The 26,279-nt window shown below is 45.8% G+C and carries 16 protein-coding genes and 1 pseudogene; 14 read left to right on the top strand and 3 right to left on the bottom strand.

Features of this window, described 5'->3' with window-relative positions:
• Positions 1–333: 333 nt before the first annotated feature.
• Positions 334–558: a hypothetical protein gene (locus HMPREF0999_RS06850; protein WP_005865070.1), complete on the top strand. Its 225-nt coding sequence runs from the start codon at positions 334–336 to the stop codon at positions 556–558.
• 1,080 nt (positions 559–1,638) lie between these two features.
• Here the strand turns inward: HMPREF0999_RS06850 and HMPREF0999_RS06835 are convergent.
• A pseudogene (locus HMPREF0999_RS06835) lies at positions 1,639–2,486 on the bottom strand (AAA family ATPase).
• A 184-nt stretch (positions 2,487–2,670) separates the two neighbouring features.
• Between HMPREF0999_RS06835 and HMPREF0999_RS06830 the strand changes: the two are divergent.
• The 13 genes from HMPREF0999_RS06830 (at position 2,671) to HMPREF0999_RS06770 (ending at position 18,638) form a co-directional block, all read left to right on the top strand.
• Complete coding sequence (locus tag HMPREF0999_RS06830; protein WP_005860639.1) at positions 2,671–3,105, top strand: HU family DNA-binding protein; 435 nt, start codon at positions 2,671–2,673, stop codon at positions 3,103–3,105.
• On the top strand, positions 3,102–3,572 hold the full coding sequence (locus HMPREF0999_RS06825; RefSeq protein ID WP_010182744.1) for an N-acetylmuramoyl-L-alanine amidase: 471 nt from the start codon (positions 3,102–3,104) through the stop codon (positions 3,570–3,572). Before HMPREF0999_RS06830 ends, HMPREF0999_RS06825 begins: the two co-directional genes overlap by 4 nt.
• A 70-nt stretch (positions 3,573–3,642) precedes the next feature.
• Positions 3,643–4,617 (top strand): FecR family protein, encoded by a 975-nt coding sequence (locus HMPREF0999_RS06820; RefSeq protein ID WP_005860635.1) that lies wholly within the window; start codon positions 3,643–3,645, stop codon positions 4,615–4,617.
• A gap of 261 nt (positions 4,618–4,878) precedes the next feature.
• Positions 4,879–8,022, top strand: coding sequence for a SusC/RagA family TonB-linked outer membrane protein (locus tag HMPREF0999_RS06815; RefSeq protein ID WP_010182743.1), 3,144 nt, complete (start codon positions 4,879–4,881; stop codon positions 8,020–8,022).
• A 19-nt stretch (positions 8,023–8,041) separates the two neighbouring features.
• A complete protein-coding gene (locus tag HMPREF0999_RS06810; protein ID WP_005860631.1) occupies positions 8,042–9,610 on the top strand; it encodes a RagB/SusD family nutrient uptake outer membrane protein in 1,569 nt (522 codons plus the stop codon).
• A 72-nt stretch (positions 9,611–9,682) separates the two neighbouring features.
• The gene (locus HMPREF0999_RS06805; protein ID WP_009275540.1) at positions 9,683–11,227 is read left to right on the top strand and encodes a Gfo/Idh/MocA family protein; all 1,545 of its coding nucleotides are present in this window, start codon (positions 9,683–9,685) and stop codon (positions 11,225–11,227) included.
• A 77-nt stretch (positions 11,228–11,304) separates the two neighbouring features.
• Complete coding sequence (locus tag HMPREF0999_RS06800; RefSeq protein ID WP_005860627.1) at positions 11,305–12,117, top strand: DUF1080 domain-containing protein; 813 nt, start codon at positions 11,305–11,307, stop codon at positions 12,115–12,117.
• A gap of 6 nt (positions 12,118–12,123) precedes the next feature.
• A complete protein-coding gene (locus HMPREF0999_RS06795; protein ID WP_008773295.1) occupies positions 12,124–12,846 on the top strand; it encodes a galactosamine-6-phosphate isomerase in 723 nt (240 codons plus the stop codon).
• 15 nt (positions 12,847–12,861) lie between these two features.
• Positions 12,862–13,788, top strand: a complete 927-nt coding sequence (locus HMPREF0999_RS06790) for an ROK family protein (RefSeq protein WP_009016474.1) — start codon at positions 12,862–12,864, stop codon at positions 13,786–13,788.
• Between the two features lie 11 nt (positions 13,789–13,799).
• Positions 13,800–15,071: an MFS transporter gene (locus HMPREF0999_RS06785; RefSeq protein ID WP_009016475.1), complete on the top strand. Its 1,272-nt coding sequence runs from the start codon at positions 13,800–13,802 to the stop codon at positions 15,069–15,071.
• 34 nt (positions 15,072–15,105) lie between these two features.
• On the top strand, positions 15,106–17,088 hold the full coding sequence (locus HMPREF0999_RS06780; RefSeq protein ID WP_009275539.1) for a glycoside hydrolase family 97 protein: 1,983 nt from the start codon (positions 15,106–15,108) through the stop codon (positions 17,086–17,088).
• 180 nt (positions 17,089–17,268) lie between these two features.
• The gene (locus HMPREF0999_RS06775; RefSeq protein ID WP_005860617.1) at positions 17,269–17,985 is read left to right on the top strand and encodes a ThiF family adenylyltransferase; all 717 of its coding nucleotides are present in this window, start codon (positions 17,269–17,271) and stop codon (positions 17,983–17,985) included.
• Complete coding sequence (locus HMPREF0999_RS06770) at positions 17,982–18,638, top strand: ABC transporter ATP-binding protein (RefSeq protein WP_008778861.1); 657 nt, start codon at positions 17,982–17,984, stop codon at positions 18,636–18,638. Before HMPREF0999_RS06775 ends, HMPREF0999_RS06770 begins: the two co-directional genes overlap by 4 nt.
• 16 nt (positions 18,639–18,654) lie before the next feature.
• Here the strand turns inward: HMPREF0999_RS06770 and HMPREF0999_RS06765 are convergent, their stop codons facing one another.
• Positions 18,655–24,579 carry a hypothetical protein gene (locus tag HMPREF0999_RS06765; protein WP_009275538.1) on the bottom strand — a complete coding sequence of 1,975 codons (5,925 nt, stop codon included), beginning with the start codon at positions 24,577–24,579 and terminating at the stop codon, positions 18,655–18,657.
• A gap of 46 nt (positions 24,580–24,625) precedes the next feature.
• Positions 24,626–26,263, bottom strand: coding sequence for a FimB/Mfa2 family fimbrial subunit (locus tag HMPREF0999_RS06760; protein ID WP_010182732.1), 1,638 nt, complete (start codon positions 26,261–26,263; stop codon positions 24,626–24,628).
• Positions 26,264–26,279: the final 16 nt, after the last annotated feature.

The raw sequence follows: 26,279 nt of genomic DNA, 5'->3' as shown, positions 1-26,279 counted from the left end.
AGCCAACCTCATCCCCTACCCAAGGATACCTCCACGTTTCCATCATTTCTGAAGCGCCGTTCTCTCTCGAATGCGGGTGCAAAAGTAATGCTATAAAACATACGGTCCAAATTTATCGGGCATTATTTTTCAAGTTTTTTTTCACGAGGGGGATCGCATACGTTAATAATACGTCGATATCCATTCTTGGCTCATGTGGCCCACCACGTGGCCTAACGTGTCACCACACGCACTTGAAACAAGTGCTCCACGAGTACATTCGCACGTAATAAAAACGATGAACATCATCTTGGCCCCGATAGGAAATCACACAGAAAAAACGGCTTTTAGCTCATGAAATCATGCGAAATGCACTTGGTTTTAGTGCTTTCGGATCACGTAAACGTGGGTAAGGACCCATTATATCGCCCCCCAAAGACCCAAAAAGCCGAAGAGGGAAGAACCACACAAACAACTGTATATCCACATGTTAAGGCATCAGGAAAATTCCCCGGTAAAAATCCTAGGGCGCAAAAGGCGCATCTTTACGCTTTCAAAGAAACATTTTTAGAAAAATAATATTTACATCACTCTACAGACAAGAGGGGTATAAACGTTATTTACAGAAAAAGTTTTAGAAACATACATAAAGATGCGCCCTTTGAGCCCTAACCTATCAGCAACATCCCTGATACGGGATACAAAAAAGCCAATGGGACACGGCCGCAAAGCCATTGAGACAACACCTCTATCCCATTGACTTTACAAACCTATCCCTTTGAGATACCAACCCTATCCCATTGAGATGCTATTGACAACCGGGCACTTAAAGAACAAAAAGTGAATGCACAACCGTATATTCCTATTCAATGAACGTGAATGCACTACCGCTGAAAGAATACGTCCTTGCCCATTCTCCAAATTGACGATTTCAAATCTGTCCTCTTCCAAGTGCTCCATCTCGATTTTCCCGTCATATAATTTAGGCCGCCCTCTTTTACCTGTAGGCTCTTCCGTGATGAGATAACGGAAATAGGCGTCATCTCTAAATCGGCTGATTACATGAAATCCCATTTCAAATGCGCCATACACAAAGGTGGATTTGGAGAAGTAGGCATCCGCAACCACATAGTTTGCCAGTCGCTGAAGTGTTTCCTTGCGTGTACACGGCACATGTAGATACCAGTCTATTAATGTGTATGTAACTTGCTCCGGTGTTTTTATCGGCGGTGTTTGAACCACTTCCGGGTGGAAGCAGGCATGAAAGTCCGATAGCGTTGTTCACCAAAGCGACCATAACGACCCGGTTGAAGGAAATTAATCCGCCCGGGGATAATCAAATATAAAAGTAGGACTTCAAGCATAAACTTCTCACGCCATTTGTTTAGCTTTACCGCTGATTTAAGCAGCACACTATTTATTAGCTCTAAATATTGGTCAAGTTCGTTCAGATTCATTTTTTCAGGATGTGGAAACCCTTAATATAATGAATCGGGAGGACTTGACCTACTTTTTATTTGTTAATTCAAAACTTAACGAACTATTGCATAGGGAAGATCTCCAGAAATTGGCAGAAGAAGATAATCCCATCATAATATTAATGGAATAATTTTTGGTGGTACGAGCGAACTGTGTCAACTAAATATTTTTCATCCGTTGTCATATCCGGCTGAGCCAAATAGACATGAACCTATCATACACGATATACCCATCCGGTTGCCTCAATATAAACTCCTTATCTATTAATATCCTTAAGGAAGTATTCACGTTACTCACCGCCTTCAAATCATACTTTTTGATGAAGGCGGCAGCATTGACCTCCCGGACGATCCCTTCCTTGGCGATCGCTTTCAATAGCTGGGTTTGATTAAATGTCAACAATTGGAAATAAGTCTGGTAGGTATATTCTTCTTCCTGTAGGATCTCCATCATGAGAGAATCAAGAAGCTCCGGAGAAAGTGTTTTTTCCGGTAAAGCGAAGAGACGGTTCAAAAGATATTGCACATACCAAGTATGCCCATCTACCCATGTGTACACCTTATCAAATATTTCTTCCGGAAGCTCCTTCCCTTCCTTCTCGAAGAAAGAATGGGCAAAGGAAAAATACACCTCCTTGCTGATCTTGTCTAAAAATAATTTTGGGGTGGATTGATAGAAGGGGCGCTTGATTGAGAAGAATATATATTCCATCAAGTGCTTTTTACTCCCCGAAAAGATAAAATGAACATTCGGCAAAAATTGAATATAAGAACGCAATAGGCCTTCCACCCCTTTCTCAGGATATTCCATGATTTACTGGAACTCGTCAATAGCCAGATAACATTCTCTTCCAGACTGCCGCAAGTAGTCGAAAATCTCCTTCAGCGTAGATTGCGAGAGGTTATCCGGCTTACCAACGTGATATTTCTCCCATTATGAAGAGCGGATAAAATCACTTCTGTCTCTTTCTCCCGATCACAAAAATATTCTGGACCTTGATAACCAACTATTAAAAAAGGATTATTCATATTCAGCATCTTATCTGCGTTTCGCAATTCACGTAACGCAAATTACGTAATAAAAAACCAGAATAACAAGTAAACCGACTACTACTTACATATCCCGACACTCACCGACACTCGCCGATTCCCGTTTTTCAGAGGGTCTATCTTTGCATTGTCATTAGTAATTAACCTTTTAAAATTTAAAATTATGGCAGTGAAATTTAAAGTAGTAAAGCGTAAGGTATTGAACGGCGCAGAGAAAGACTCAGTAAAGAACTACGCGATCGCTAAAACGTCGGGGACTTCGGACCTCAACAAATTATGTAAACTGATTTGCTCTCGCTCCACGCTTTCGTCGGCGGACGTGAAAGCGGTGCTCGATTCATTAAACTGGGCGATGGATCTGGAACTGTCCTCCGGCAACGTGGTGCAATTGGGAGAATTTGGTAACTTCCGTATGTCTATTAACTCCGAAGGAACGAATACTCCCGAGGACTTCGACGCCACCAAGATAAAGGGGGTACGTATTATCTTTTTCCCGGGCTCGGCCCTGCGGACTACCCGCAATGAGGTGAATTTCGAGCCTCTGGAGGTTACGAAAAAGAGCGCAGGTTCTGATAGCGAAAGCCCGGACGAGATATGAGAAAAATTGACCTGATCATGATTCATTGCTCGGCAACCCGTGAGAATACGGATTATAGCCCGGAGCAACTGGAGAGTGACCACAAGGCACGGGGATTCCTCCGTGCCGGTTACAACTTCTACATCCGTAAATCGGGAGAAGTGGTGAACCTGCGCCCGCTAGAGCAAATTCCGGCTCATGCGAGAGGACACAACAAACACAGCATCGGGATTTGCTACGAGGGTGGACTGGACATCACCGGACAGTCACGGGATACCCGCACACAGGCTCAAAAGACCTCGTTGTTACGTTTGATCCGGCATCTCTTAATCTGCTTTCCCGGCTCATGGGTCTGTGGGCACCGGGATCTCTCGGAGGACTTAAACGGAGACGGGACGATCTCGCCGGATGAATGGATCAAACAATGCCCCTCATTCAACGCAATCTCCGAATACAAAGAACTCGTGTATGAGCTACGAAAAAAATAAGTAAAAAATCCATGCTCCCACTAAGGGTTTTCAAATTTGGTTGCGACTATTAGTATAGAAACAACTTAAAATGGAGAATAGCATAGATCATATTATCACAAGGATATTAAGTGGCAACAGCTCCTCGGAAGATTTTCTTTCGCTGAGCGAATGGCTGAACGCAGACGAAAAGAACAAAAAAGAATTTCGGTTGCTAAAGAGTTATTGGGATGCGGAAGTCTCGTTCAGCCATTCCTTAATGCCTAATGTGTCCCTCGATAATTTGAGAAAGAAGATCGACGATCAAAGCAGGCAAAAGAGATTGAGGCTGATCCGTTTCATCGCTACTCCCATTGCGGCGGCAATCGCCTTTCTTGTTCTGTTTTTCGCAACAATACACTTAAATACCCGGGAAGCTAAGGTTCAGCAATTCTATACCTATATAACCGATAAAAATAAATCTCATTTTACGCTAGATGATGGTACGAAGATCATTTTGAACCGGAATAGTCGCTTTACCTACTCTGACGCATACGGTACGGATCAGCGAAAGGTTAATTTGGAAGGAGAAGCCTATTTCGAGGTGGCGAAAAATCCGGAAAGACCTTTCATCGTCGATATGGGAAATGCCTCCATACGGGTATTAGGTACGACCTTTAGTGTAAAAGCCGATAAAGGGAAGGATCAGATCACGGCCGTCCTGCTGGAAGGGTCTATCCGTTTCGAAAGCCCGACACAACAAGTCTTACTCGCTCCCGACCAGCAACTTACATTCATCCGTTCAACGAACAAGATTGATATCCAATCCGTCAACGCAAAAGAAAATCTGGCATGGAAAGACGGCTTGCTAAAGTATAAATCGATTGCGCTTTGTACCTTGCTGAATGAGCTTGAGAAAAGATACGAGATTCCGATCCATATAGAAAACAAGAGATTGCTGGACCCGAATGTCACTGTATCCGGAACATTCAGTGAGGATCAATCTTTAAAGGAGATTTTACAAGTGATCTCTCGTAGTTTGCCGATCAAATGGTCACAAAGAGATGGAACTTACTATATTCAATAAAATAAAAATATCAACACATCTTAAAAAACAAGCAATGCCTATGAGATAACAGGGATCCTATCTTTCAAAAAAACAAAACCGGCTGCAAAAATACAGCCGGCCCCATTAAAAAGAATTAATTCCTGCTTCTGCTACTCCACGACCAAATTTTGTGGCAGACGCATATTATCAACCTTTTATCAGTACAAAAATATGGAAAATGTTTCGTATTATAGGTCTTTTAGGTCCAAAGACTTAAAAAAAATGCTCTCGGTCCTAAAAATGTCCTTTATTTTACTTTTCTTGACACTGTTCCAAGCGGTAGCGACTAATTCCTATTCACAATCTGTAACGATTTCCGTGAAGACGGATCAAGCCCCGCTAACCGATCTATTCGCTATTATAGAAAAACAAAGCGATTTCTTATTCTTCTATGTGGATTCTGACGTAAAGAACGTAAAAGTGAGCGTGAACGCAACCGATAAGTCCATAGAAAATATCTTATCGCAAGCACTACGCAACACGAGTTTGAAATATTCGATCGAAGGACGAAATATCAATGTATTTAATAAAAACATTGTTGCCCAACAGACTAAGAAACGCATCACCGGTGTCGTTAAAGACCCGGAAGGAAACGCTATTATCGGTGCTAACGTAGTCGAGAAAGGCACGACCAACGGCACGATTACAGATCTGGATGGTAAATACGTTATGGAAGTATCCTCAAACGCGACCCTTGAGTTCTCCTATATCGGTTACATGACACAGTTGCAACCGGTAGGCGGCAAAAACGAGATCAATGTAAACTTGAAAGAGGACACTCAAAAACTGGATGAGGTAGTCGTAGTGGGTTACGGTACGCAGACGAAACGTGAGATTACCGGTTCTATCACCAACGTGACCGCTGAGGATTTCAACCAAGGTCTGACTCGTAACGCAGCGGATTTGTTGCAAGGTAAGGTGGCCGGTTTAACGATCAATACAGGTTCCGGCGACGTAACGGGCAACTCGACGATTCAATTAAGAGGTCTATCCACTTTGCAAAACGACCAAGGCCCGTTAATCGTTATCGATAACGTGCCGGGCATGGACATGTCTACGGTTAATCCGCAGGACATCGAATCTATCTCTATCTTGAAAGATGCCTCTTCAGCCGCTATCTACGGTTCCCGTTCAGCGGATGGTGTTATCCTTATCACGACTAAGAAAGGTTACGCCAGCAAACCGACCATCGCTTATAATGGAGCGTTCGGTGTATCTACCTTGGCTAACAAGCCGAATCTGCTAACAGCGGACCAATGGCGTAGCTATACTTCCTCTACCCCGGGTAAGGACGGTAAGGATTTTGACATGGGAGCGAACACGGATTGGTTCGACGAGATCACGAGAATCGGTTTCCAACAGGATCATGCCGTGTCTTTATCAGGAGGTGGTTCACACCATAACTATAGAGGTTCCCTTTCTTATATGCAACGTGAAGGTATCGCACGCGATAACTCCATGAACCGTTACAACGCCCGTTTCCAATTCTCCCAACGTGCTCTGGAGGATCGTTTGAAAGTAAGCATCACCGGCGTGGCTACCGTTACAGATAACGCGCCGACCAATGCGACCAATTTCTTACTTGCCTACAATATGATTCCCGTTCGCCCGGTTAAGCTAGAGGATGGATCTTGGTTCGACACACGTGAATACGACCAAGGAAACCCGGTACGTAACCAGAAAGAGAATACACATAAGAACCGCATCAATAATTTCTATGGAACCGCTGATGTCGGTTATACGATTATCGATGGCTTAGAGGCTAAAGTTCTTTTAGCTAAAAGCCGGAATACGGAAGATGAGAGCAAATACAACAGTATCGAGTCTCAAGCCGGTTACAACGATGGCGGTAAGGCCGAACGTTGGTCCAGACTACGTGATAAAGACTTGATGGAATGGACCGCCAATTATTCAGCTGAGTTCAATAAGCATAAGATCAATGCCTTGATCGGTTACTCTTGGGAAGAAGAGAATTATGAGGAGACTCACGTACAGACCCGTGGTTTCGTCACTGATTTATTAGGTGCTAACAATTTAGCCGCGGGACAAAATCTGAATCCGGGAGACGCAGAGTCTCAAAAATGGCAAAGTCGCCTGATCTCTTTATACGCAAGAGCCAATTATAGCTTCAATGAGAAATATATGTTGACAGCTACCGTACGCCGGGATGGTTCTTCTAAATTTGGAACGAATAACAAATGGGGTACCTTCCCTTCCGTTTCCGTGGGTTGGAATATCACCCAAGAGTCATTCATGGAAAAAGTAAACTGGCTTAACGACTTAAAGTTAAGTGTCGGTTATGGTATCACTGGTAATCAAACAGGATTGGACCCCTACAAAACCCTCGAGCTTTACGGCACAGATGGTGTATATTATGATACCGGTTCTTGGCTACCTTCTTATAAAATCAGCCAAAACGCAAACCCAGACTTAAAATGGGAACAGACAGCGATGTTGAACATCGGACTTGATTTCTCCGTATTGGATAGCCGCCTAGGTGGTCGTATCGAATGGTATAACAAAAAGACCTCTGACATGCTTTATACCTATCCGGTGCCAACCCCTCCTTACCTATATAGCGAGATCATGGCTAACGTGGGCGATATGCGTAATACGGGTATCGAGTTGAGTTTGAACGCAGACGCTATCCGCACGAAGGATTTCGATTGGAACATCTCCTTAAACTTGGCTCATAATGAGAATGAAGTGACTCGTCTATCCAACGACGTATTTACAATGGATAAGATCTTATTAGGTGACGTATTCATCCGGGGTGGAAGCTCCAGCGGTACACACGTATTGGAAGAGGGACGCCCTATCGGACAATTCTATGGCTTGGTTTGCAACGGTATCGATGAGAACGGCAGATATATCATGGTAGATAAAGACGGTGACGGCGAGATTTCCGATCCGGCGGATTATGACTACATCGGATCCGCTCAACCGAAACTGACATATGGTATCACCAATACTTTCCGCTACAAGAATTTTGATTTGTCATTCTTCTTGCGTGGAACGATCGGTAATGATATATTGAACGCGACCCGCATGGCATACGCTCAATCCGGATTCTTGCCGGGAACAAACGCATTGGATGATCCATTGACCTATACGTTAAGCGAAACTCCAAGATTCTCCAACTATTACTTAGAGAAAGGTTCTTTTATGCGTCTCGACAACTTGACTTTAGGTTATAAGATCAAAGCATTGAATGGTATCCGTGTTTATTTCACGGCGCAAAACCTATTCGTTATCACGAAATATAAAGGTCTTGATCCCGAAGTTCCTATGGATTCAGGAGACGGTTTGACCCCGGGTGTAGAACCTCGTGAATTTTATCCGAAGGCACGCACATTCTCTGTTGGATTAAACTTGAATTTCTAATACACAAACAGTAACGATCATGAAAAGATTATTCAAAAATATAATATGTGCCGTACTCGCTCCGGTAGCACTTGTCTCTTGCATGGATTTGGACGAGAACGTATACGACAAGCTTCCTACCGACGAATTCGGGACAACAGAAAAGCAGATTAATGCGATCATGGCTCCGGCATACCAATCCCTAAAGAACATGCTGGCTTATGACGGTCCTTGGGGAGCGGCCGATATGACAGCCGATATCTTGATAGCACCGACACGTGTAGGTGGCGACTGGTGGGACGGCGGACAATACATGGAACAATGTATGCACAGTTGGAAACCGAACTCTTACTCCGTAGAGAATTGCTGGACATATTGTACGGAAGGTTTAACCACAGTTAATTCCGTATATAATATTATAGAGAAAAGCGAGGCGATGAGCGATGAACTTAAGCTTCAATACTTGTCTGAGCTAAGAGGATTACGCGCTTTCTGGTATTATGTAATCGTAGATATTTTCGGTAACGCTCCATTAGTGACAGATTTTGAGGATACCTCCTTGCCCTCCATCACGAGCCGTGCGGATCTGTATAAATACGTGGTGAAGGAATTAACCGAGATCATCCCGAACCTACGCTCCGATGTATCAGACGCCAGCTACGGTAAGTTCACGCAAGGGGCTGCCCGTATGGTATTGGCAAAGATGTACCTCAACGCCGAGGAATGGATCGGCGAGCCGAACTGGAAAGGTGTAGTGGAGCAGTGCGACGAGATCATGAAACTCGAATATATCATCGAGCCGAATTGGAAAACCAATTTCGAGGTTCATAACGAGGTATCACGAGAGATTATTTTCCCGATCTGCTACAAGGCATCTGATGCTTGGGGTAACTCCATTCATCTTTGGACATTGCATTATCTGGATCCCGATGTATTAGGTTTCACCGGCGGTATGTGGAATGGTATCAACGCCCAGCCGGATTTTGTCCGCACATTTGATACGGAAGATCCTCGTTACGAAGGTTCGTTCTTGATTGGCCCGATGATCGACCCTAGCACGGGAGAGATTTTGAAAACGACCCTAGGACATGACTTGATCCATACGATCGACTTAAATGTGGTACCGGGAACTGAGAAAACCGATGCGGATGGTAACTTAACCCCGTGGGGCGAGGTTCACCAAGAAGACGGCGCACGTATCAATAAGTGGGTATATGAGAAAGGCATGCAAAATACCAATATGGAGAACGATATCGCTATCTTCCGTCTGGCCGATGTATACCTGATGAAAGCGGAAGCCTTGGTTCGTATGGGCGGGGATCTCGGTGAAGCTACTCGTCTGGTAAACGCTATCCGGGAAAGGGCTTACGGCAATTCCGATCATAATTACACGAGCGTGACATTGGACGATATCTATAACGAGCGTGGTTATGAGTTGGCATTCGAATTTGTCCGCCGCCAAGATATGATCCGCTTCGGGACTTATCTGAAACCGAGATATATGAAGCCGAAACAGACTCCGGAATATCGTAAGATCTTCCCGATCCCGTTCAAGGCTTGGCAGAAGAATAATAATTTGGTTCAGAACCCGGGATATCCGGCATTCTAATCATATCAGTCTGTTTTTAATATCAATTCTTTAGACCCCAATTCAATTATTAATCATAATATGAACAAATTTATGAAAGAGGTAAATAAACAATCCTGTCCGACTGGAATCTCGAGAAGGGAATTCCTTGGGATGGCAGCCACAGGTGCTGCCGCCCTTACGATCCTGCCCAGTTTTACCGTAGCGGGATTAGGACACGTAGCTCCCAGCGATAAGCTTTATATCGCGAAAATAGGCTGTGGCGGTATGGGAGCCGCCGATTTGGGTAGCTTGATGAATACGCCGCACAAAAACGCAGCGATCACCTGTCTGTGCGACGTAGACGACCGTCAGTCTGCCGACGCTCGTAAGAAATACCCGAAGGCGAAGTATTTCAACGACTTCCGTGAGATGTACGACAAGGAAGGCAAGAACTTCGATGCCGTATGTATCTCCACCCCGGATCATAACCATGCGATCCAAGCTTTCGGCGCTATGCGGATGGGTAAGCACGTATATCTGCAAAAACCGATCGCGCACGATATTTACGAGGCACGTATCCTTACCGAGGCCGCCAAGAAATACAAGGTCGTGACCCAAATGGGCGACCAAGGTAACTCTTGCGACGGTATGCGTACCCTTCGTGAATGGTTCGAGGCAGATCTGTTAGGTGACATCCAGAAGGTATATTGCTGGACCAACCGTCCTGTATGGCCGCAAGGTATTCCTTGGCCGAGCCAGAAGCCTGAGGTTCCCAAGGAATTAAATTGGGACTTATGGGTAGGTACCGCCGAGTATGTGGATTATATCGATAATCTTGTTCCGTTCAACTGGCGTGGTTGGTGGCGTTTCGGTACAGGCGCTCTTGGAGATATGGGTTGCCACATCATCGGCCCTCCATTCAAATTGCTTCAATTAGGTTATCCGACTGAGGTTTCTTGCAGCACGACCAATGTCTACTCCGGTATCTTCGAGGAGGCTTATTATCCTGAGAGTTGCCCGGTAGCCAGCTCGATCCGTTATAAATTCAAGAAGAAAGACGGAAGCGACCTGAATCTCTATTGGATGGACGGTGGTATCATGCCGGAGCGTTTCGAGGAGATCGATCCGGATGCAGACATGACCTGCACGATGGGAGACTTGGATATGATGGACGTAGAAGGCGCAACCGTATTCGTAGGTACGAAAGGTATGGCTTCTTGCGGCTGGGGCGGTTCCGACCCGAGATTCTGGCCAAAGGGACAGAAGGCGAACAAGAAACCGCTGTTCGACAAGGACGTGAACATTCCTCATAAATACAAACGTATCGAAGGCGGCACGAACGGTCATTACTGGGCGTGGATCGACTCTTGTATCGCAGGATACGACAAGGCGGACGTAGAATCACCATTCGAAGGTTACGCCGGTCCGTTGACGGAGACCGTATTGATGGGTAACCTGATCTTACGCAGCTATAATATCCGGGAACAAGTGAAACATAACGACTCGATCTACGGAGAACGCGAGGGCTTTATCTATCCGGGAAGAAACAAAACTTTCCAGTGGGACGGAGCGAACATGCGTATCACCAACTTCGAGCAAGCGAACCAATTCATCAAGCGGAAATACCGCGATGGATGGGAAGATCTCAAGTTATAAAAGCGAACAACAATGGGATGAGACGGGGCACACCCCGTCTCTACAACTAGATAATTTACTTAAATAACTATACAAAGATGAAAAAGATTTATAGCAGTATTATGGCCGTAGCCTTATTCGCATCGGCTCTATCATGTACCTCTGGCAACAATAACAATACGAACAATGCCGGAACGCAAACCGCCCAAACCCAAGCCCTCGATAGCGATGGTATCCCTACGGGAGGCGAGTGGATCACCATGTTCGACGGGAAAACCTTGAACGGATGGCGCGGCTATTGCCGTCAGGATGTACCCCAAGGTTGGGTGGTTGAAGACGGATCGATCACCTATAAAGGTAGCGACAATAAGGCAGACACGGGCTTCGGCGACTTGATCTACGACAAGAAGTTCAAAAATTTCGTTTTCGAGATCGAATGGAAGATCGACAAGGCCGGTAATAGCGGTATCTTCTATACTGCGCAAGAAATTGAGGGTACACCTATTTATTACTCCAGCCCAGAATATCAGTTACTCGACAACGAGAATATGCCGGACGCATGGGAAGGTTGCGATGGTAACCGTCAGGCCGGTGCCGTATATGACATGATTATGCCGGATCCACAACCCGTAAAACCGTACGGAAACTGGAACAAGACGAGAATCGTTGTCTATAACCAACGCGTGATCCATTACATGAACGACGTGAAAGTGCTGGAATTCCAGTTCGGTACACCGGTATGGCGCGCGTTAGTGGATCATAGTAAGTTCAGCAAGTTCAGCACGAGTCCGGAGAAATGCCCGGAAGCTTACGACTTGATGCTACAATGCGGAAAACAACCGGGTTACATCGGTATGCAAGACCACGGTTATGGTGTTTGTTTCCGCAATATCCGAATCAAAGAGCTCTAAAATCGTATGAGAATAGAGATTTGTCAATCTTATGAGGCATTAAGCCTTAAGGCAAAAGAGATTGTTACCTCAGAGTTAGGGCAGCACAAGGCACTTACGCTTTGTGCCGCCACTGGGGGCTCTCCTACCCGGATGTATGAGTTGCTGGTAGAGGAAGCCGGTCGCCAACCGGAATTATTCTCCCAATTCACGGTACTAAAGCTTGATGAATGGGGAGGAATCCCGATGGACCACCCGGGTACGTGCGAGTCGTATCTACGGAACTATTTCGTAGGTCCGCTTCAAATCCCGGAAGACCGGTATATAGCGTTCCAAAGCGATCCGGAGAACCCTGAGGCGGAATGTGAGCGGATCCAACAGATACTGGATCAAAAAGGCCCTATCGACATTTGTATATTAGGAATAGGGATGAACGGCCATATCGCCTTGAACGAGCCGGCTCCTTCCTTACATACGAATTGCCATGTGGCTCATCTGTCCCAGAAATCATTGCAACATCCCATGATCGCCGGGGATACGGAAAAACCGGGATACGGACTGACATTGGGCATGGCGAATATCTTTCAGTCACGCCTGATTATCCTTCTTATCAACGGGATAAAGAAAAGGGAGATTACTCAAGCTTTCCTTGAACAGAAGATCTCGACGGAGTTGCCGGCCTCCTTATTGTGGCTGCACCCGAACGTGATTTGCCTGATCGACAGGGAAGCGGCGCATAGTTCTAATTAAGCTTTTACAATTATCATGAAATACGCTATCGCATTAGACATTGGAGGAACAAGCATAAAATATACTCTTGTGAACCAGAATGGCGACATTCTTTACGAATCGTCGGAAACCACACAATCAAAAGAGAATCCACGCCCATTATCCGATATCATAAAAAGTATCGTACGGAAAATGACAGACTACGCCCGTTCCCGGGACTGGGGGATTTACGGAATTGGCATAGGTGTACCTTCCGTAGTAGATAAGGGGGTGGTTCTCTTTGCCAATAATCTTCCTGAACTGGACAACCAACAATTGGATCTTGCGTTAGCGGAATTTAATCTACCGGTATTCATCGACAACGACGCAAACCTTATGGGGTTGGGCGAGGTGATATATGGGGCGGCTAAGGGCCTCTCCGATATCGTTTTCTTGACGGTGGGTACCGGCATAGGGGGCGCCTTGTTCTTGAACGGCCGGCTTTATGGCGGCTACCGGAACCGGGGCACCGAACTTGGGCACTTAATTATTCATGGTCTGAATGGGAATCAATGTACTTGCGGAGCGTCCGGTTGCCTAGAGGCACACGCTTCCGTAAGTGCGTTGATCGCCTTATATCGGCAATTATTGGAGAAGAACGGACGGGAGATACCTTCCCGTATCGATGGAAAATATATAGTAGAGCGCTATAAAGCTCAAGAGAAAGAGGCCGTACTCGCTATGGAGGATCATTTCCGGAATCTGTCCCTAGGCGTAGCGAGCCTTATCAACATTTTCGCTCCGCAAAAGGTGATTATCGGCGGAGGCATTTCGGAATCCGGAGATTTCTACATTAATAATATACGGGAACAGGTCTGGAAATTCGTGATGAAGGAAACCTCGTACTTCACGACTATCGAACTTGCCCGATTAGGAAATAAGGCCGGATGCCTCGGGGCGGCGGCATTGGTGTTTAATCATTGAATCTATCTATCATGAATAAGAATAATTGGATCGTACTCCTCATCTTGTGTATTTGGTTTGTCATTTCTTTTGTTACCAATATATTAGGCCCTATGCTACCGATGATTATCGATAGTTTTGGGCTGAGCCTGACATTGGCCGCATTCTTGCCGTTCTCGTTTTTCTTGGCATATGGCATCATGTCCATCCCGGCAGGAATGATCATCGAGCGTTTCGGGGGAAAGATTTCCTTATTGGTCGCTTTCAGTCTGACGTTTTTGGGTGCGGGGCTTTTCGTCATGTTCCCGACCTACCCTATCGTATTGACCTCCCTTTTCGCTATCGGTCTGGGCATGGCGATGCTACAGGTGATTATATTGCCCTTGATGCGTGAGGCGGGCGGAGAGAAAAAATATGCCTTTAATCAGGTATTGGCCCAGATCGTATTCGGGGCCGCTTCTTTCATGAGCCCGTTCGTCTTGGCCGGGCTTATGCGGAAATTAACCGGTGAGGATCCGGCGAACGACTTCTTCATCCGTTTCCTCAAAGGGATAACGCCGGAGAGCTTACCTTGGAGCTCGCTCTATTTTATCTTTACGATTGTTTTTGTCATCATGTTAGTGGTTATCTCTTATGTCAAATTCCCGAAAGTAGAATTAAAGGAAGATGAGAAGGCGGGAACGGTACAGAATTATAAAGAATTACTCAAGCAAAAACAAGTTATATTCTATTTCTTGGGGATTATCGCTTATGTGGGAACCGAGCAAGGATTGGCGAATTGGATGAGTCTTTTCCTGAATATGTATCATGGGGTCAGCCCGGAAGGAGCCGGGGCTACTACGGTTGCTTGGTTCTGGGGATTGATGTCCATCGGCTGCTTGTTGGGATTGGTGATCGTAAAGTTAATCGACTCAAAGCTGATGTTACGTATTTTCTCGATGATAGCGATCCTTAATTTATCGATAGCGCTCTTCGGTCCTACGCAAGTAGCGATTATCGCTTTCGCTTGTTGCGGCTTCTCGATCTCGATCATGTTTTCGGTGATATTCGCCTTAGCCCTTAACTCCGTGGATAAGCATCATGGGGCTTTTTCCGGTATCTTGTGTACGGGTATTTTCGGTGGGGCATTGATTCCGTTCATCATTGGTGGACTTGGAGATCTGATCGGGTTGCGCTATTCCATGTTTTTCCTATTTATCACGCTGGGCTATATCTTGAGTATTTCCTATTGGGCAAAACCATTGGTCAAGAATGAGACCGTCAGCCTTAAAGAATTGTTGAAGCAGTTAAACCGTACAAAATAAATATGTATATCTTTGGCCTATAAAATTATCATCCATGAAAAAAGAATCAATCTACCTCATTCTGGCATTTTTTATACTTTGCGCTCACTCTTTATACGCAAATAAAAGCGTGCGATTGTCTTCTCCAAACGGAAAGATCAAGTTCTCCTTGGTTTTGGATAAGAATAGCCCGGTATACAGCGTAGCGTTTAATAAACAAACCCTGATCCAAGACTCTCCGCTAACGTTGACTTTCGATAATGGGGCGTTCGGGGAAAATGTAAAGATCAACAAACCCGTGTTCAGTACGAAGGAAGAGACCTACGAATTGATCGTTGGTAAGGCGAAACATATACATAGCCTTTCCAAAGAGGTAATCATCCCGCTAGAGGAAACCGTTCAGCCTTTTCGCAAGATTAATCTGGTCTTGAGGGCTTTCGATGACGGTATCGCCTTCCGCTATGAGTTTCCGAAGCAAAAAGGATGGGATTCGTATATCATGTATGACGAGGGAACCACCTTCAACCTACAAGGGAATCCGAACGTAACTACTTTATTCCTCCCCAACTACCAAAGTTCCCACGAAGGTAAATATACGGTCACAGATTATGCCGACATGGATAATAAACGATTGATGGATATGCCCGCCCTATTCTCTTTCCCGAACCATGTTTATATGGCGATTACCGAGGCGGCGGTTCGTGACTACGCCGGTATGTACCTATGGAAAGAAAACGGGACTCTTCTCGGGAAACTATCACCTAAACTGGGACAAGAGCGTATCAAGGTAGAGGCATCCCTACCCCATCAATCTCCTTGGCGGGTCTTGATGATCAGTGATCAAATCGGTTCCTTGATAGCGTCCAATATCCTTACGAATCTCAATGAGCCTTGTAAGATAGAGGATACGTCTTGGATTAAGCCGGGTAAGACTACTTTTACGTGGTGGAACGGAAATGTCGTTCCGGATACGACTTTCCTTGGCGGAAACAATTTCCCCACGAATAAATATTACATTGATTTCGTAGCCCGTAACGGATTGGATTATCACTCGATCTACGGGAACGCCGAGCAAGCTTGGTATGACGAGGATGGAGCCGGATTCGGTTCTCCGGGTCCTAAAGCGGACATCTTGAAAGTCGTTCCGAGCCTCAATATGCAGGAGATTTGCGATTACGCCAAGAGTCAAGGCGTACGTATCCATTTATGGACCAACTGGAAACCTCTGTACGCAAAGATAGACGAGGCTTTCGCCCAATTCGAGAAATGGGGAATCGCCGGCATGATGATCGATTTCATGGATCGAGACGATCAGGAGATGATCCGCATCCAAGAAGAGTTCTTGGCGAAGGCGGCTAAGCATCATCTATTCGTGCAATTCCACGGAGCTTGCAAGCCGTCTGGATTGAGCCGTACCTATCCCAACGAGTTCACCCGCGAGGGTACGCTTAATTACGAGCATTGCAAATGGGATAAGGATACCGACGCAGATCATGACATCCATATGCCTTTTACCCGTTTATTAGCGGGAGCGACTGATTATCATTTAGGAGGTTTCCGCTCTTTGCCAAGGGATAAGTTCAAGAACCAAGAACGTAACCCTTACGTAATGAGTACCCGCTGCCATATGTTAGCGATGTACGTGGTATTAGAGAGCTATCTCGGCATGATTTGCGATACGCCGGAGGCTTACGAAGGACAACCGGGATTCGAGTTCCTGAAAGCCGTGCCTACGACTTGGGACCAAACAGTCGTTCCGAACGCTTCCGTCAATGAATACGTAACGATCGCCCGCAAAAAGGGAGAGGATTGGTTTGTCGGTACGATCAATAACAGCCAAGCACGCAGTATCGATGTAGACCTCAAGTTCTTGGATAAGGACAAGAAATATAAGATAACGATCTATAAAGATGCTGAAGATACGAATATAGACTCGAACAAACTCGTAAAAGAGGTTGAGGAGATCACCTACAGGGATAAAATCACCCTTCCGCTGGCCTCCGACGGAGGATCAGTCTTTCATATTCAACCCATCTGACGTAACTCATCCACTGCAACCTGGGTTGCGGTGGTACTGCAAGGCTGATGCAGTAATACTGCAACGCCCATACAGTAACGCTGCAACGCCCGTGCAGTAACAAGACACAAAGCTTTCGGATAAAAGCAAGTATTGGAGGAACCGGAACAATTGATTACTTTTGTGCTCAAAAATAGATAAATGAGTTACAATTGGAATACACGGACGGAACTTTTGTTCGGAGCGGAGCATATGGAGCGCTTATCCCGTAGCCATGTATTGGTAGTTGGCCTAGGAGGTGTGGGAGCTTATGCCGCCGAGCAGATTTGTCGGGCCGGAGTAGGAAAGATGACGATCATAGACGCCGATACGGTAAACGAGAGTAATATCAACCGCCAATTGCCCGCCCTTCATTCCACCCTAGGGATGCCGAAAGCCGAGGTCGTGGCCAAGCGTTTGCTTGATATCAATCCCCAGTTGCAACTAACCGTCCTGAATGAATTCCTGCGAGACGAACGGACGGAGGAGGTACTCTTATCGGCCCCTCTCGATTTCGTGGTAGATGCCATCGATTCCCTAAGTCCCAAGGTATACCTGATGTACCAAGCATATATCCATAAGATCCCCATCGTGTCCTCCATGGGGGCGGGCGCTAAGGTAGACCCATCCTTGGTACGGATAGCGGATATCTCCAAGACAATCAATTGCGCCCTCGCGAAAGCGGTGCGGAAACGGTTGCGTCCTCTAGGCGTAAGCAAGGGGATTCCCGTCGTATTTTCCACCGAGTTCGCCGATCCGGACGCCGTGATCGAAGTTGAAAACGAAACATGTAAACGTACGACCACGGGAACGGTCTCTTATATGCCGGCAACGTTCGGTTGTTTCCTTGCCTCGCACGTCCTAAGAAACTTGATATGATACAAACCGAAGGAATAACGAAAAGTTTCGGTGCCTTACAAGTATTGAAAGGCATCGACCTCACGATAAACAAGGGCGAGGTTGTCGCTATCGTAGGCCCCAGCGGGGCGGGTAAGACAACCTTGTTGCAAATCATCGGCACGCTCGACGCACCGGATAGCGGGCGACTGGTTATCAATGGCACGGAGACAAGACGATTGGGCGATAAGGAATTGGCGGCTTTCCGCAACCGGAATATCGGCTTCGTCTTCCAGTTCCATCAATTATTGCCGGAGTTCACGGCCTTGGAAAACGTGATGATCCCAGCCCTGATCGCCAAGGAGAAATCGGCCATAGCCGAGAAGCGGGCGAAAGAGATGCTGGACTTCTTGAAACTCTCCGATCGTATGGCACACAAGCCCGCCGAGCTATCCGGCGGAGAAAAGCAACGGGTAGCGGTAGCCCGTGCGCTTATCAATAACCCGGCGGTTATCCTCGCCGACGAACCTTCGGGAAGCCTCGATACCAAGAACAAGGAAGAATTGCACGCCCTCTTTTTCGAGTTAAGAGACCAGATGAACCAGACGTTCGTCATCGTGACGCATGACGAACAGCTGGCCACAAACACGGATCGGGTGATCCATATCAAGGATGGAGTGGTAGAAACGAACTAACAACAAGGGGGTTTATTTACAATACCCGTAGTTTCACCGTCTTTTGGTCGTGGGCGATCTCCGTGCGGATAATGTAGATGCCTGCCGGGAGATCGAACGTATAAGTCGGACGGGCGGGATATAAGGTACGTACCAAACGACCCATCGGCGTAAACACCTGTATCCGCTTCAACGCCTCGCTAGCACTGGCCACTATCCTACCCGATACGGCGGAATAGACAGAGATAGATTCTACGTTGTCCACCCCCTCATTACCGGTAGGCGAGCCCGCACTTAGGAAGTAACGTCCATGGCTGCTGCCGTCCAAACGCAAGGTATACGTATTGTCCGACAACTCCGTACTTTTACGGGTCACGGCATCGTACAGGTAAAGCGTCTCCGCCCAATCGCCGATACCCTCTATCGTCAGTGTAACCTCCCCCTTACCCTCGCCGGCATATACGCCAAGGGGCACTTGGTCGATCCGTCGTACTACGTTCACACCCACGGCACGAGTCCCGGCGATAGTGTACACCTGCGGGATCTCCTCCAGTTCCGTATCCAGCAAGATTACGGCATCCTTATCTGCCTCATAGCTATTCGCGGCATCATCCTGCCGCGTCAACAAGGCCGTGCTACGATATGCATCCCGCTCTGCTGTCAGCCTCAATACCGGTTTTTTGGCCGTAGCGGTACGTAAGGAAGAAGAGACCTTCTCCGACTCTCCTTGCATCATGGAGGGATCGAAATGAACCACCTTCAGATCGGTACCGGTTGCCGTACCTTCCGCTTTCGTTTGAGCCGCATCTTTCAGCTCTACGAAGAAGGCTTGCATGGAGGCGATAACGGCTCCGGATGTAGCATCAGTAACATTTCCACCTTCCCATGCCACATCAGGTGTACCGACAACAAGCCCCTCCTTCACATCCAATGTCCAATATTTTTGCTCTAAGATAGCCTCATTCTCTTTCAAGAAACGAACGATATCCAACGGATACATATAAGGATTACCCAACAGGAAGTGCTTGCCGTCACCATCAGCAATAACACGGACGGTTCCATTATCCGTATTCCACCAATCTTCCGTTCCATTCACATCTGTCAATACCACCTTGATCGACTTGTTATCTGCCAGTTTACCAGCATTGATCCGATTTGCTAAAGTCGGGGCTTTGGTCATGGCGGCTCTCAATGTAGCGCTTTTCGTATCCGGTTTCCACGGTTCATATTTGTAGGAGTCATCCGCTTTCGGCAGGCGTACCAATACTTTCTCACCTAAGCCGGTCGCATTCTTCTTTTCTACGCTGGCATAGAATCCCTTTCCTAAAGCGTAGGGCACATTCACATCGTTATATTCACGGCTCCAGTTGGATTGGACTACCTCGTAATGAGTTGTATCCAAACCATTCTCCGGAAAAGAAACTATTTGATCTGCTTCGCTCTTCGGCACGTACATCGTGATCGCCTTGTCCCAAGCTTTCTGGTAGAAGGCTGGGGCTTGGCGGTCGTTGTCAGCCGTGCTGTAGGTGATATCGGCGAAAGCATAGGTGTTCTGACGGCCCGTGTTCTTCACGGTGTACATATCGCCGGCGAATACGCTTTGCAGGGGCGATGCCATCCAATATTTCGCGTCAGGTGTCATCTCGAATTCCACATGGGCAGTGTCGTACGTCAGGAATTGCTGACGGCGTAACTGCGCCTCGGGTTTGAAATAGATAGCCTTTACCTTATTTATATAGTACGGGGTTACGATCGTATTATCTCCGTCTTTGTCTACCGCCATATCATATTGGATATACTCGGTAGCCTTTGATGAGTTCGCTTCGGGAATCTGTAACAAATGATCTTTCGTCTCCAAGCCTTCCAATTCCAGCATCTGCTTTTCCGGGATCGTGATACGGGTGAAATGAAGCGGGGCGAAGGCGGCGGTCAAGTCTGCATCATTGCCATTGGCGTCTGTTTTATCTTCTCCGTTTGGATCTATGTACAATTCCCCTTTCGTAGACTGATGCCAGTTTGCGTCATTATACCATGCCTCAGCGTCCTCACCGGTGTTCGTACCCTTCCAAGTCAGATATTCCGGCACGATCTTGATAAGTAAGGTAGCGTATCCTTCGCAAGAGCCTTTTACGAAAGCTTCGTCCTTATATTCACCGAATGGGATATAGAGGGCATAAATCTGGCCTTCGTCAAAATTTGTATAAGCTTTATCGTCAAAAGTCATGGAGAATAATCCACCGCCATAGTCAGTTTCACCTGCCTCATTTTCACTTTTAGCTTTCGCAGACAACTTTGTCAAATTACCCACCTTTGTATAAGTAGCCCCTTGCCGCAAGAAGATATCCGTAGTATTGCTTTCGGGCAGACCTAATTGATTGGATTCTGTCATACCCATCTTTAGGCCATTGCTTTGGATAGGAATATCGGTTATGCTTTTCTCCATGATATTCGGCAAGCCAATACGCAGGGGAACATTGGGATAATGCTCCATTCCTTCCGGATACTTCACGTCCGGGAAACCAACAAGTAGTTTCGGGGCGGGAGCGGCTTCCAGTGATCGTTCTTGAGGTCTATCGCAGAAAAGCCAAAGTCTGTCCTCCTCGGGAATACTCTCCGGTAGATAAGGAATCGCTACCACTTTTTTTACCCAACGAAACTCCGCATATCCCAATTTCCCGCCAATCACCAATTTCGGCTCTGTATCTACATCACCTAAAAGCAATGTCTTCAATTTCGCAATAAGCCCAGGCTTATCTTTATATGCGTCTAATTTTTCATAATACTCAATCAAATTTTTCGCGGGGAAAGACGAAGCTTTCTCGCCATCGGGAAGGGTATTTCTATAAGACTTCAATATATCTTCTAAAGCGAATCCATATTCATCATAGAACGCAGCAAATTCCAGCGAGTCTCCCAAGAACCAGTCGAACGTATATGAATAACCCTCATATTTATCTACAAACTTATCTGTCTCTCCGGTCATCAAGTTGTTGTTCTCATCATATCTTTCAACCCACATGGTTGCCTCCTCAATCTGACTGATCCGTCCCTCGCAAGCGATCATGCCCTCCGGCAAATCTGTCTTGGTCTTTGCCACGATCGTGAAGGAAGGGAGTACGGTGAAAGGGGTAGTCAGCAAGCAAGGATCGTTGAAACTATCTCCCGCATGGGCATTCGGGAAATTCACGATTTCATCACTAGTAACTGTCGCGGCCGCACTAAAGATTACCACATCATACCTACCGGAGGCGGCATTCTCTTTACTTCCGAAATTTTGCTCCCCTTTATATTTCAACTCAGTCTTGTCCACATCAATGGCACTCAAATGGATGGTATTGCTATTTCCTTCATCCCACCAAGGCACACGAGGACGAGAAATACCCATTACCGAACAAACGGCCCGTATCAGTTCTTCGTACAGATTATTGTCATTCCCCTCCATTATTCTATCTATCTGGTTAGATAGGTCTTTCGGTTCCGGAATCTTATAGTCCCACTCTGAATCCGATTTGCCACAGAGTACACTCAAATTTTGTTTCAAGTACGCAATATACTCTTCTTCCGGGAATTTATCCCCATTTGTTTTTTGGGCATGATCTAGTATGTCTTTTTGCCAAATTTTATGCTCAGCGGCATCATATAAGAAATCATTGATCATACGCAGGTTTACGACAATTTGTCGTCGCATCGCAGTTTCATGATTTGTCAGATCCTCAAATCCTTGATGCTTCAACCCTTCTTTAGTCGGAACGATAATACGATACACCTTGCTTCGGTTGTTATAGCGCTCATTACTATAATCCTTCAAATCCGTATTTAATGTAATCCAATCTTCAGGCTTCTTTATATCCCCATTTTCCTTTTTATCGGTAGCTCCAATATAAACATTTCCGATCGTTTTATTAAGATTCTCATTTCTTTTCCTTGGATCTCCACCCATCAAACCATAGCGGTATTTCCATATATGCTTTGAATCTTCCGTTATGCTATTCCCCATATTCAGATCGGACAATACATCCGGATTAATGCTCCAACCCATATTCTTGAGCAGAAGTTCGTAATCCGTGGCAACGGTCAGGCTGGCAGAAGAACACACGTCTACTCGCTTTACGTCGATTTGCGGTATGGAGCGATAAATACGCAGACCATCGATGGCGTAGTCCGCACCATATGAATGAGCTGTATTGTTTTGTACCTCCAGATAATATCCTACATAATCATCAAGCGATTGTGACAAGGAAAATGAGTACATTAATTGCTGCCATTTACCAATATTGTTATTAGCCGGCCGCCCTTCCGAAGTCGAGGTATAATCAGTCAGTGCATCCCCTGAAGTAAAACGATGTAAAACAACTTCTGTACCATCTGCTTTTAATCCGATAAAATTCATGTTTACATTAGGAGGTAGAGGTTTTCCTTCGGCTTGAGTATCTTTCCATGTCGTCATATCATTCACCCAAAAGTTCACTAAAATACCCGTATGCGCACAGATATTACCATCCAACGGAATTTTCACCAAACGTCCCGGCAAATTGGCCGCATCCACATAAAAGAAATATCCCAATGATTTTTTCCCCGTATTGTAATAAGTCCGGTCATAGATTGCCACTTTGGGCTTACTTTGGGCACTTGCAAACCAAAAATAAGTCTTTCCCTCAACCTTTTCATTATTCGTTGATACTTTTTCCACATCCGCTGTTCGAAACAAACCATATTGGTTTTGTAAGGTCTGAATCCGATTATCCTTATTTGGTTGAATTTGATAATTAAATGGAGCATATCCCGTGATCTCCGGATCCAACCATTTACCTTTATCCTCTTTATTATCAGAAAAACCAATCTTTGCCATATTATTAACAGAGTTCAAATCGTCTACAGATATCGAATCATTCCGGTCAAAATTTATATATCCTATTCTTTCATAAAACTCCGGATAGTTATCCGGATTACGCCTTGGGTCAGAATCTTTTTCTTGCTTTTCCTGTAACATGAAACCATGATCACCAGGGATAAGATTATATCGCACCAACAGAGGACTCGCTTTCGTCTTATCTTTACCCACCGCCCGAATTTCTAATTTTACAGGTTGTGTTCCAACCGTTATCAAATTATTTATAATCTGTGTCCAGCGATTACCCAAATCTTTCCATTCGCCATTGTCTTTCTTATATTGATAAGTTTCTCCCTGTACTATTTGATCTCCGTCATACCACGCATAATTATTAGCGATCCTACCCAATTGTATATTAATCGTTCCATTATTTTGCGGGACATATATGGTTTCATCCATAAAAGGAGTGGTTTCATCCGCTTTAGAATCTTTTATGCGATTCGCAATTTCGCTTGCCGGACGAATCACAAATTTATAACGTATGGACAAAGTAGGTTCAGTGAATGTAGTCCCATCCACCTTATAATTGTTATTTAAACTCACATCACAAACAACAAGATCTTCTTTTACATTCACCGCTGAATATTCAACCGTAGAGGCTCCGAGAGGGACAGAGCTATTTATAGCAGTTGTACCTTCTATCTTATAAAAGTCTTTATAAAAAAATAAAGAAGTACCTGCGTCTCTCAACGAGCTTGGATAGAGATTTATAAGATCCTGTAAGGCACCACCCTGTACAAAAGAACCATCTAACTTAGGATTTATAGCCTTACCTTTTATATTTTCGCAACTTAAATTACCTTCATTAAGCTGATACCAACGTACATACCACCGATAGTTCGCATTATAAAAGCCATCATTATTCCTCAACTCAGGAATAAACAACTCCCTCTCTTCCCCATCTGCCACATACACCGTATCCACACGTTCGGTAATACCGGTTTGGGGTGAACCATTCTTATAATTGATCGTGTACGTCTGCCCCCACGCCGGCACAGCCACACCAGCGGAAAAAATTAACAAGCAAGTTAATAACAAGGATTTATATCGTAGGTTGATTGATGGTTTCATCCGTCAGGTCCTCCTTTTTTAGTTTATTGTTGTTATATTATGGTTGTTATTTGTAGTTTCTGATCTTGATGGTGTAGGGGATTTGCATCTCTTGCTTCTCCTGACCCACATAATAGTTTATAATGAGCGTGAGGATGACTGTAGCATCCACGTTTCCACCCAGTTCCCGAGTGCGGATCGTGAAGGAACCTTTCTTTCCTTCCTTGATCGAAGCCTCGGGAAGGTAGAAACGCTGTTTCTTGTCACAATCCTCTCCGTTTACGGCCGTAATGAGACGTTTCTCGTCGCTTTTTACTTGGATCGAACTGATTTTCGCTGTTTCCGTAACCGTTCCCTCCTGCGGGAGACCTTTGATCGTGAAATCTCCTGTCACGCCTTCTATGCTAGATATCTCGAAACGGATCGACAAGTCGCCGGCGGCTTGCAAGGTATGCTCAACAGGCGTCAGTATTTGCACGCCCGTCTTCTCACCATAGACCAAGGCGGTCGGGTAGACCCCGATGGGGAGGCGTTGCTCGGCTACTTCCAAATTCGTCGTGATGTTGGTTATCAAGACAGGGATGACCAGCAGGTCATTGCGGCGTACGAAGTCGAAGCCCGTGAGGTGCTCCGTACGAGGGCGGCCTTCGATCTCTACACCGAGGTGGATGCCACCGCCGTTCTCTCCGACGGCTGCATTGGTCTCAGGAATGTAGCGAATATAAGCTCGTTTACTACCGTTCTCGCCGTCCACAGGTTTGGCTTGTATTTCTTTTTCATTATCACCGGGTTTGATAGATTCAGTATAAAGATCCTCTAGACTTACTACAGGAGGATTCGCATCTTTCGGAAAAGATGGAGCCAAAGGCTCTTCCAAGTCCTTGTTATCCTTAAACTCCAAATAATTCTCATTTCCCCAAGGCAAGAGCCAGATCGGCAGGCTTCCCTTGCGGAGGTTCATGATGTCCAATTGGTTTACGGTTATGGATTTATCTAAGTTATTGGTTATCTCCACTTGCACCTTGCCGATCATGCGGATCAAGGGAATCTCGAATTTGTTCTCTGCCGGAGCGGGCAATACCGTATGCTTTTGGGCGTAGCTGCTCATAGGAATACGCTTTCGAGACGCTTCCTCGCCTCCGAATTTACCTTTTTTCTCCTCATTCCTTGTATCAATACTCGTTCCCGAGTCCAATATCTTCACCTCCGACAGTTCCGCCAAGGAATGGGCTTCGGTAATTTTTTGATACAACGATGTACCGTCTTCCAACGATTGTAAATTGGCGAACGCATAAAAATGGTATGTGCCAAAGGGTAGTTTCATCTCCACCGTAGTACGAGAATCCTCATTACTGATATCCGGAGTCCATGTTCCATCTTTGCCGGATATATATCCGGCAAAATCCGCATTCTCATCATAGGCCACCACCAGCCAGTTCGTGATGTCTCGCTCGTATTCTTCATCTTTTGCCCAGAAATCCGTCTCAGTAGTTTCATCCGCCTTCGTCATCATCCCTCCGGCCTTCGTCTGCGGCGGGCGTACCGAACGGGATGTCCGCAAAGTGATAGTTACAACACAATGGTTCGGGTCGTCATCCGGGAGATCGCCCCCCCGGTCTTCACCACAAGCCATAAAAAGCCAACAGAGGCAAAGACCAGCGGCGACCGCCGTCAATCGGTTATATATGGTATAGCGTCTCATCATTAGCGATATTTAATAA

The organism is Parabacteroides sp. D25 (genome assembly GCF_000307475.1).
Taxonomy (GTDB): Bacteria; Bacteroidota; Bacteroidia; order Bacteroidales; family Tannerellaceae; genus Parabacteroides; species Parabacteroides distasonis.
Note: the sequence above shows the minus strand (reverse complement) of the source record. Positions and strands in the feature narration are given on the sequence as shown.

Excerpts from the sequence above, each read along its gene's own strand:
- HMPREF0999_RS06825 (WP_010182744.1), top strand. The coding sequence starts at position 3,102 with ATGAGAAAAATTGACCTGATCATGATTCATTGCTCGGCAACCCGTGAG.
- HMPREF0999_RS06770 (WP_008778861.1), top strand. The coding sequence starts at position 17,982 with ATGATACAAACCGAAGGAATAACGAAAAGTTTCGGTGCCTTACAAGTA.
- HMPREF0999_RS06790 (WP_009016474.1), top strand. The coding sequence starts at position 12,862 with ATGAAATACGCTATCGCATTAGACATTGGAGGAACAAGCATAAAATAT.
- HMPREF0999_RS06810 (WP_005860631.1), top strand. The coding sequence starts at position 8,042 with ATGAAAAGATTATTCAAAAATATAATATGTGCCGTACTCGCTCCGGTA.
- HMPREF0999_RS06815 (WP_010182743.1), top strand. The coding sequence starts at position 4,879 with ATGTCCTTTATTTTACTTTTCTTGACACTGTTCCAAGCGGTAGCGACT.
- HMPREF0999_RS06775 (WP_005860617.1), top strand. The coding sequence starts at position 17,269 with ATGAGTTACAATTGGAATACACGGACGGAACTTTTGTTCGGAGCGGAG.
- HMPREF0999_RS06765 (WP_009275538.1), bottom strand. The coding sequence starts at position 24,579 with ATGAAACCATCAATCAACCTACGATATAAATCCTTGTTATTAACTTGC.
- HMPREF0999_RS06800 (WP_005860627.1), top strand. The coding sequence starts at position 11,305 with ATGAAAAAGATTTATAGCAGTATTATGGCCGTAGCCTTATTCGCATCG.
- HMPREF0999_RS06795 (WP_008773295.1), top strand. The coding sequence starts at position 12,124 with ATGAGAATAGAGATTTGTCAATCTTATGAGGCATTAAGCCTTAAGGCA.
- HMPREF0999_RS06780 (WP_009275539.1), top strand. The coding sequence starts at position 15,106 with ATGAAAAAAGAATCAATCTACCTCATTCTGGCATTTTTTATACTTTGC.
- HMPREF0999_RS06805 (WP_009275540.1), top strand. The coding sequence starts at position 9,683 with ATGAAAGAGGTAAATAAACAATCCTGTCCGACTGGAATCTCGAGAAGG.
- HMPREF0999_RS06830 (WP_005860639.1), top strand. The coding sequence starts at position 2,671 with ATGGCAGTGAAATTTAAAGTAGTAAAGCGTAAGGTATTGAACGGCGCA.
- HMPREF0999_RS06760 (WP_010182732.1), bottom strand. The coding sequence starts at position 26,263 with ATGATGAGACGCTATACCATATATAACCGATTGACGGCGGTCGCCGCT.
- HMPREF0999_RS06850 (WP_005865070.1), top strand. The coding sequence starts at position 334 with ATGAAATCATGCGAAATGCACTTGGTTTTAGTGCTTTCGGATCACGTA.
- HMPREF0999_RS06785 (WP_009016475.1), top strand. The coding sequence starts at position 13,800 with ATGAATAAGAATAATTGGATCGTACTCCTCATCTTGTGTATTTGGTTT.
- HMPREF0999_RS06820 (WP_005860635.1), top strand. The coding sequence starts at position 3,643 with ATGGAGAATAGCATAGATCATATTATCACAAGGATATTAAGTGGCAAC.